Below are 6,598 nucleotides of genomic sequence, written 5' to 3'. Positions count from 1 at the left end.
CAGTCGATGCCAGCGTCGTTCAAGGTGCGGGCCAGGGCGAAACCGGTGGGCCCGGCCTCGTAGACGGCCCGGACCAGGCCGGGCAGGGTATGAAGCCAGTTCAAGATCTGGGCGTGGTCGCTGGTGAGTTTGGTGGTGGTGATTTCGCCGGTGGGGTCGTGGATCGCGCACGCGGTGGTGGAGCGGGCGTGCACGTCCAGTCCCACGGTCGTAGGCTCGAAAGACACCGGGACCTCCCACACATGTAGGCACTACCGTCCAGGTTCTGCCTGGTCGGCAACCCACGGCAACGTGTGAGCGGGGTCCCGGCCCTTCAGCGAACCCTCCCTACATACCGTCTAGCGCGCCCGGAGCCGCCGGGGGAGCCCGCGGCCCCCGCTCCCGGACCGGAGAACAGACGGACGACCCCGACCCCCGCGCGGGCCCGTTCGCCTTCGCACCCGAGGTGTCCGCGTGCGGATCCGCCGCGGCCGGACCCGACCGCCGTGGTCGCGGCCGTGCGGGACACGGCGGGCTCACGACACCCGACCCGAGAAGAGGAAAGCACCCGATGACGACGTGGACGAGCGAGGAGCTCGCCAGGATCACGGACGCGGAGGAGCTGCGGCTCGCGCCCCTGCGCGTCGACGGTAGACCGGACAGCCGCGGGCGCGTCTGGGTCGTGCGTGACGGCGACGACCTCTACGTCCGCTCGCTGAGCGGACGCGTCTCCGACTGGTACCGGAGCACCCGGGTGCGCCCCAAGGGCCGCGTCCGGGTCGGCCGGGTCGCCAGGAACGTGGTCTTCGTCGACGCCGACCCCGGCCTCAACGACCGGATCGACGCCGCCTACCGCGCCAAGTACGGCCACTACGCCACCAGCCGCCTCAGGGCCATCACCAGCCCCGAGGCGGCAGCCACGACCCTCCGTCTCGTGCCCTACCCCGACTGCCGCCGGTCCGGCTCCCAACGGCACGCGGGCTGCTGAGGGCCGCGTCCGGGTGCGGCGCCCCCGCCCCGTGCACAACCGGTCCGCCCCGGGCGCGGCGTGGGATGATGGCGTCCATGGCCGACAGGGACGCACAGGAACAGCGGTTGCGCGACATCGCCGCCATCCGCCGTGTCCGCGACAGGATCGACCGCGAGTACGCCCAGCCCCTCAACGTCGAGGCACTGGCCCGCGGGGCGCACATGTCGGCCGGACACCTGAGCAGGGAGTTCCGCCGCGTCTACGGTGAGTCGCCGTACTCGTACCTGATGACCCGGCGGATCGAACGGGCGATGACGCTGCTGCGGCGCGGGGACCTCAGCGTCACCGAGGTCTGCTTCGCGGTGGGCTCGTCCTCGCTGGGCACGTTCAGCACGAGGTTCACCGAGCTGGTCGGCGTGCCGCCGAGCGTCTACCGCCGCGACCACTCGCGTGCGGCGGCGGGTATCCCGCCCTGCCTGGCCAAACAGGTGACCAGACCGGTCAGGAATCAAGAAGCGCGCTCCCCGTAGCCGGACCTAGCGTTGGGGGCATGGACATCACCATTCACCACGCCTTCCTGCCGCACACCGACGCCGAGGCCGCCCTGGGCTTCTACCGCGACCTCCTCGGGTTCGAGGTCCGCAACGACGTCGGCTACGAGGACATGCGCTGGATCACCGTCGGGCCGGTCGGACGGCCCGCGACCTCCATCGTGCTGCACCCGCCCGCCGTCGACCCCGGCGTCACCGAGGACGAGCGCCGCACCGTCCTGGAGCTGATGGCCAAGGGCACCTACACCGCGATCACCCTGGCCACCGACGACCTCGACGGCCTCTTCCAGCGCCTGGAGGCCGCCGGGGCGGACGTGGTCCAGGAACCCATCGACCAGGACTACGGGGTCCGCGACTGCGCCTTCCGCGATCCGTCCGGCAACCTCGTGCGCGTCAACCAGACCGTCTGAACGCAGGGTCGTACGGACCCCCGTACGACCCTGCGGCCCGGCCGGTACCGGCCGGGCCGCGCGACCGGTTCCGACCCCTCTCCCGCAGGGGCGGACGGTCAGCCGCCGTTGGACTGGCGGATCCCCTCGGCGAGCGCGTCGAAGGAGTAGACGAACCCGCCGTCGTCCCCGCTGACGGTCATGTAGGCGTCGGTCGTCCCCGGCGCGATGGCCACGTTGGTGGCCGAGTACAGCCCCTCGGCGGCGTCGTCGGGGACGCCGACCGTCGCCAGGTGCTCACCGAGCGGGCTGTACACGAAGACGCGCGGCTGGCCGTGGACGGCCTGGTAGAGGTTGCCGTCGGCGTCCACCGCGATGGAGTCGATCCGGCTCGTGCCGCCGTCGAAGTACAGGGCCGCGTGGGAGGTCTCCACCTCGGTGCCGTCCTCGTTCAGCGCGTAGTGGTCGACGCGGTTGGCGCCGTACTGGCCGACCCACAGCCCCGAGAAGTCCGCGGTGAACGAGATGCCGTTGGGCGCGGGCAGCTCCTCGGCCAGGACGGTCGCCTCCGCGGTGTCGCGGTCGACGCGCACGACCCTGCCCCGGGCCTCCCACGCCGGGCCGTCGAACCCGGCCGAGTCGCTGACGTACATGTTCCCGGCCTCGTCGAAGGCCAGGTCGTCCGGGTTCATCGGCGCTCCGTCGACCTCCCCGGAGAAGAACGTGGTGTGGTCCCCGCCCTCGGGAGTGATGCTGTCGATCCTGCCTCCGGCGAAGTCGGTCAGGTAGAGCCGGTCGTCGTGCGGACTGAACTGCGCCGAGGTGTAGGCGCCGGTCTCGTCGGTGAACACCGGGGACACCTCCCGGGTCGCGGTGTCCACCCGGAGCACCTTGGGCTCCCCGGCGGGGGCGGTGACGTCCACGACGAGCAGGCGCCCGTCGGCGTCGAAGGTCGGGCCTTCGAGCAGGGTCATCCCCGTCTCCTCGTGGACGGAGGTCACCTGGACCAGGAGGTCGGCGGTGCGCTCGGTTCCGCCGTCCTGGCCGTCCTCGCCGGTGGCGGCGGGGGCGGCGCATCCGGCCGCCGCGCCGGTCAGGGCCAGTGCGGCGAGTGCGCGGGCGGCCACCGTTCGTCGCGGCCTGGGGCAGTGCTGTTCCATACGGTTCCCTCGGGGTCTGGGATCAGGTGTCTGGGGGCCGGGAGCGTGTTCGGCGCACGTCCGCCCCGCCGCGCGGCGAGGCGGACATGCGCCGAACACGCCCTGGAGGGTGGGCGCTCAGGAAGGGGCGCCCACGGAGGCGTCCCGGCCGGGGCGGCCGGGCCGGCTAGGACCGCGCGTCCAGGACCTCGTGCATGCGGCTCCCGCGCCAGTCGGCCAGCAGCCGGTGGAAGGCCACGGGGCCGGGGCTGTAGGAGAACCCGCCGTGCACGCCCGCGCCCTCGCGGTTGTAGTAGCCGGGCGTGCACTCGGCCTGGAACGCCGAGTTGTCGTGCGCGCTCTCCCGGACGGTCCGCCCCCACGCGTCGGCGGCCTCCTGGGAGGGCTCGACCACCGGGGCTCCGGTCTTGCGGGCCTCGGCGACGACGGCGGCGATGTGCTCGGCCTGCTCCAGCAGGATGTGCGCGAAGTTGACCGAGTTGGCGTTCTGGAGCGCGCCCAGGTGGAACAGGTTCGGGAACCCGTTGCTGTAGAAGCCGTGCAGCGTGCTGGGCCCGCGGCTCCAGGAGCCCAGCAGGTCGCGCCCGCCGCGCCCGCGCACCGGCAGCGTTCCCGACATCACCCCGGACACGCCCACGTCGAACCCGGTGGCGAAGACGACGCAGTCCACGGGGTACTCGGTGTCCCCGACCACGATCGCGTCCTCGGTCATGCGGGTGACGCCGCCGTGGTCGGCGGTGTCCACCAGGGTGACGTCGGGCCGGTTGAAGGTCTGGAGGTAGTGGTCGCTGAAGCAGGGCCGCTTGCACATGTAGCGGTACCAGGGTTTGAGCAGCTCGGCCGTGGCCGGGTCGTCCACGACCTCGTCCACGCGCGCCCGGATCTGGTTCATCTTGCGGGCGTCCACGAGTTCGTCGATCCGCTCGCGCTCCTCGGCCGGGACGCTGGTGTCCAGTGCGCCGGAGATCATCTTGCGCTGGAGCCGGGCGGTGGAGGTCCAGCCGTCGCGGGTCAGGTCGGTCTCGACCCGCTCGCCGGAGACGATCGCCAGGAAGTTCTCCATGCGCTCGCGCTGCCAGCCGGGCTTGAGGGAGGCCGCCCACTCCGGGTCGGTGGGGCGGTTGTCGCGCACGTCCACCGAGGAGGGGGTGCGCTGGAACACGTACAGGTGCCGGGCGTCGCGGCCCAGGTGCGGGATGACCTGCACGCCGGTCGCGCCGGTGCCCACGACCGCGACCCTCTTGTCGGCGAGGCCGGTGAGGCCGCCGTTCTGGTCGCCGCCGGTGTAGCCGTAGTCCCAGCGACTCGTGTGGAAGGTGTGGCCCCTGAAGGTGTCGATCCCCGGGATGCCCGGCAGCTTGGGCTGGGTGAGCGTGCCCGAGGAGGTGATGACGAACCGCGCGCGCATCCGGTCGCCGCGGTCGGTCTCCACCACCCACTCGTCAGCGTCCTCGTCCCAGGTCAGCGCGGTGGCGCGGGTGTGGAACAGCGCGTCGCGGTACAGCCCGAAGGTCTCGGCGACGGCCACGGCGTGGCGGCGGATCTCCTCGCCGGGGGCGTAGCGCCACTTCGGAACGTAGCCGACCTCCTCCAGCAGGGGCATGTAGGAGTAGGACTCGATGTCGCAGTGGATGCCCGGGTAGCGGTTCCAGTACCAGGTCCCGCCGAAGTCACCCGCCTCGTCCATCATCCGGATCGACTCCACGCCCGCCTGGCGCAGCCGCGCGCCGGTGGTCAGGCCGCCGAAGCCGCCGCCGATCACGAGCACCTCCACGGTGTCGGTCAGCGGTTCGCGTTCGGTCCAGGGGGTGTAGGGGTCCTTGGCGTAGTAGCCGAACTCGCCCGCGGCCGAGCGGTACTGGCCGGCGCCGTCGGGGCGGACGCGGCGGTCGCGCTCGCGGGCGTACCTGGCCCGCAGCGCGTCGAGGTCGATCTCCTCGGTGCGGTCGTCGGTGTCGGCGGTCGTGTCGGAGGCTGTGCCCATGTGCCGTCCTCACTTCGTTGCCGTCACATCGCGACGCGGACGCGGCGCCGGGCTCGCGCGGGGGATGGCCGTGGTGCTCACGGGAGCGTGGAACGGGATCCGGGCGGCTGCCATCCCGATGCGGCGGCGGTGTCGTTGAACCGTGCGCCAAAAGCTTAGCATCAGGCTAAGTATTTGGGGTCGGGGGGCGCCCGTCGCGGCGCTCTATCATGGCGGCTATGCGGCAACAGGCGACCGAACAGGGCGAACACGAACGCGAACGCATCGTGCGCGAGATCCAGGCCCTGAACGGGATGATGGAGGAGACCGTGATGGCCGCCCTCCTGCAGAACCTGCTGTCGATGGACCTCACCATCCAGCAGCTCAGGGTGCTCATGGTCCTGGTCACCACCAAGGAGGGCGCGACGGGCAGGGGGCTGTCGGAGTCGTTCGGCGTCTCCATGGCGTCGATGTCGGGCGTGCTCGACCGGCTCGTGGCCCACGGCGTAGCCGAGCGCTCGGCCGACCCCGACGACCAGCGCGTCCGCCGCCTCCGCGCCACACCCCTGGGCGCCTCGGTCGTGCGGCGGCTGATGGTGGCGCGGCCCTTTCGCGACGACATCCTCATGGGCCTGCCCATGGAGGACCTGCGCGCCCTCGAACAGGGGTTTCGCGCGGTGAGCAAGGAGATCTCCCGGCTGGGCGCAACGGACTGACCCCGCCCGCCGGGCGAGCCGGTCGGCGGACGCGCCACCGACCCCGGAGCGGCGAAGCGCGGCGGCGGCCCCGTGCGCCGGGCGTCCGATCGGGTGGTCCGGCCGGTGCCGCAGCCGATGTCGATGGCGGGGACGGGCCCGGCCGGGGCGGCTACGGGACACTGGCCAGGACCGCACGGGGGGCGCGCCCCGCCCGTTCAGGGCGGGGTTGGAGGGTTACCGGCCCGACCGGGCGGACAGCCGTGGCGAGACCATGCGTCCGACCGCGCGCAGCAGGGCCCGGAACTCGGCCCCGTTCGGGCGCACGCCCAGACCGGCGTACATGAGCGCGTTCCCGTACTCGGCCATGAGGACGATCCGGCCGTCCTCGACGTCGAACCGCGTCACGTAGGTGTTGCGGTAGGGCTGGCCCGTGCGCGCGACGACCATGTCGCCGACGCCGTGGAAGAAGAGCTGGCGGCCGTCGGGCGAGACGCGCCACGCGTGGTCGCGCCACCGCAGCGGGGCGAACTTGTCGAACAGCGCGCCCGTGTAGGCCAGGACCTCGCTCCTGCCCTTGACGTCCGCGACGCACAGGCCCCGTGTGCGCCCCTCGATGATGTCCGTGACGCCTTCGGGGGTCGTGGCGCCCCGGGCGTGCATGAACAACTGCCGCGCGTCCTCGGCCAGGGTCCGGGTCACGGCGTCGATGTCCTTGGCCTCGACGGCGCGGATGAACTCCCGGGCGACGGCGAGTCCGGCGTGGGTGGCGGGGGCGGCGGGGGTCAGCTTCTGGTCGTGCATGAGGGTCTCCGATCGTCGTGTTCCGCCGCGCGTTCCGGGCGGACCCGGCCCGCCCGGTGCGGTGTGCTCTCGATGATCCGGGGCGCC

At 72.4% G+C, this 6,598-nt stretch carries 7 protein-coding genes and 1 pseudogene; 4 read left to right on the top strand and 4 right to left on the bottom strand.

What is annotated here, in order from left to right:
- A pseudogene (locus G011_RS0127835) lies at positions 1-227 on the bottom strand (IS110 family transposase); the annotation flags it as partial.
- A gap of 323 nt (positions 228-550) precedes the next feature.
- Between G011_RS0127835 and G011_RS0127830 the strand changes: the two are divergent.
- From G011_RS0127830 to G011_RS0127820, 3 genes are all read left to right on the top strand, one after another.
- Entirely contained in the window at positions 551-967 is a 417-nt protein-coding gene (locus G011_RS0127830; RefSeq protein WP_019611342.1) for a DUF2255 family protein, read from the top strand.
- A 77-nt stretch (positions 968-1,044) separates the two neighbouring features.
- The gene (locus G011_RS0127825; protein ID WP_019611341.1) at positions 1,045-1,479 is read left to right on the top strand and encodes a helix-turn-helix transcriptional regulator; all 435 of its coding nucleotides are present in this window, start codon (positions 1,045-1,047) and stop codon (positions 1,477-1,479) included.
- 20 nt (positions 1,480-1,499) lie between these two features.
- Positions 1,500-1,910 (top strand): VOC family protein, encoded by a 411-nt coding sequence (locus G011_RS0127820; protein WP_019611340.1) that lies wholly within the window; start codon positions 1,500-1,502, stop codon positions 1,908-1,910.
- A 98-nt stretch (positions 1,911-2,008) separates the two neighbouring features.
- Here G011_RS0127820 and G011_RS0127815 read toward each other — a convergent pair whose 3' ends face one another.
- Together G011_RS0127815 and G011_RS0127810 are read right to left on the bottom strand one after the other, a co-directional pair.
- Positions 2,009-3,049, bottom strand: a complete 1,041-nt coding sequence (locus tag G011_RS0127815; RefSeq protein WP_026338735.1) for an SMP-30/gluconolactonase/LRE family protein — start codon at positions 3,047-3,049, stop codon at positions 2,009-2,011.
- Between the two features lie 166 nt (positions 3,050-3,215).
- Positions 3,216-5,033 carry an NAD(P)/FAD-dependent oxidoreductase gene (locus tag G011_RS0127810; protein WP_019611338.1) on the bottom strand — a complete coding sequence of 606 codons (1,818 nt, stop codon included), beginning with the start codon at positions 5,031-5,033 and terminating at the stop codon, positions 3,216-3,218.
- A 218-nt stretch (positions 5,034-5,251) separates the two neighbouring features.
- Here G011_RS0127810 and G011_RS0127805 point away from each other — a divergent pair, with 218 nt between their 5' ends.
- Complete coding sequence (locus tag G011_RS0127805) at positions 5,252-5,728, top strand: MarR family winged helix-turn-helix transcriptional regulator (protein ID WP_019611337.1); 477 nt, start codon at positions 5,252-5,254, stop codon at positions 5,726-5,728.
- A 216-nt stretch (positions 5,729-5,944) separates the two neighbouring features.
- Here G011_RS0127805 and G011_RS0127800 read toward each other — a convergent pair whose 3' ends face one another.
- Positions 5,945-6,511 (bottom strand): nuclear transport factor 2 family protein, encoded by a 567-nt coding sequence (locus G011_RS0127800; protein WP_019611336.1) that lies wholly within the window; start codon positions 6,509-6,511, stop codon positions 5,945-5,947.
- Positions 6,512-6,598 lie beyond the last annotated feature (87 nt).

The organism is Nocardiopsis sp. CNS-639 (genome assembly GCF_000381685.1).
GTDB classification, from domain to species: domain Bacteria; phylum Actinomycetota; class Actinomycetes; order Streptosporangiales; family Streptosporangiaceae; genus Nocardiopsis; species Nocardiopsis dassonvillei.
This window is presented reverse-complemented; position numbering and strand designations above follow the sequence as displayed.

Bases quoted from the DNA above. Each gene is read 5' to 3' on its own strand.
- G011_RS0127805 (WP_019611337.1), top strand. From the start codon at position 5,252: ATGCGGCAACAGGCGACCGAACAGGGCGAACACGAACGCGAACGCATC.
- G011_RS0127820 (WP_019611340.1), top strand. From the start codon at position 1,500: ATGGACATCACCATTCACCACGCCTTCCTGCCGCACACCGACGCCGAG.
- G011_RS0127810 (WP_019611338.1), bottom strand. From the start codon at position 5,033: ATGGGCACAGCCTCCGACACGACCGCCGACACCGACGACCGCACCGAG.
- G011_RS0127825 (WP_019611341.1), top strand. From the start codon at position 1,045: ATGGCCGACAGGGACGCACAGGAACAGCGGTTGCGCGACATCGCCGCC.
- G011_RS0127830 (WP_019611342.1), top strand. From the start codon at position 551: ATGACGACGTGGACGAGCGAGGAGCTCGCCAGGATCACGGACGCGGAG.
- G011_RS0127815 (WP_026338735.1), bottom strand. From the start codon at position 3,049: ATGGAACAGCACTGCCCCAGGCCGCGACGAACGGTGGCCGCCCGCGCA.
- G011_RS0127800 (WP_019611336.1), bottom strand. From the start codon at position 6,511: ATGCACGACCAGAAGCTGACCCCCGCCGCCCCCGCCACCCACGCCGGA.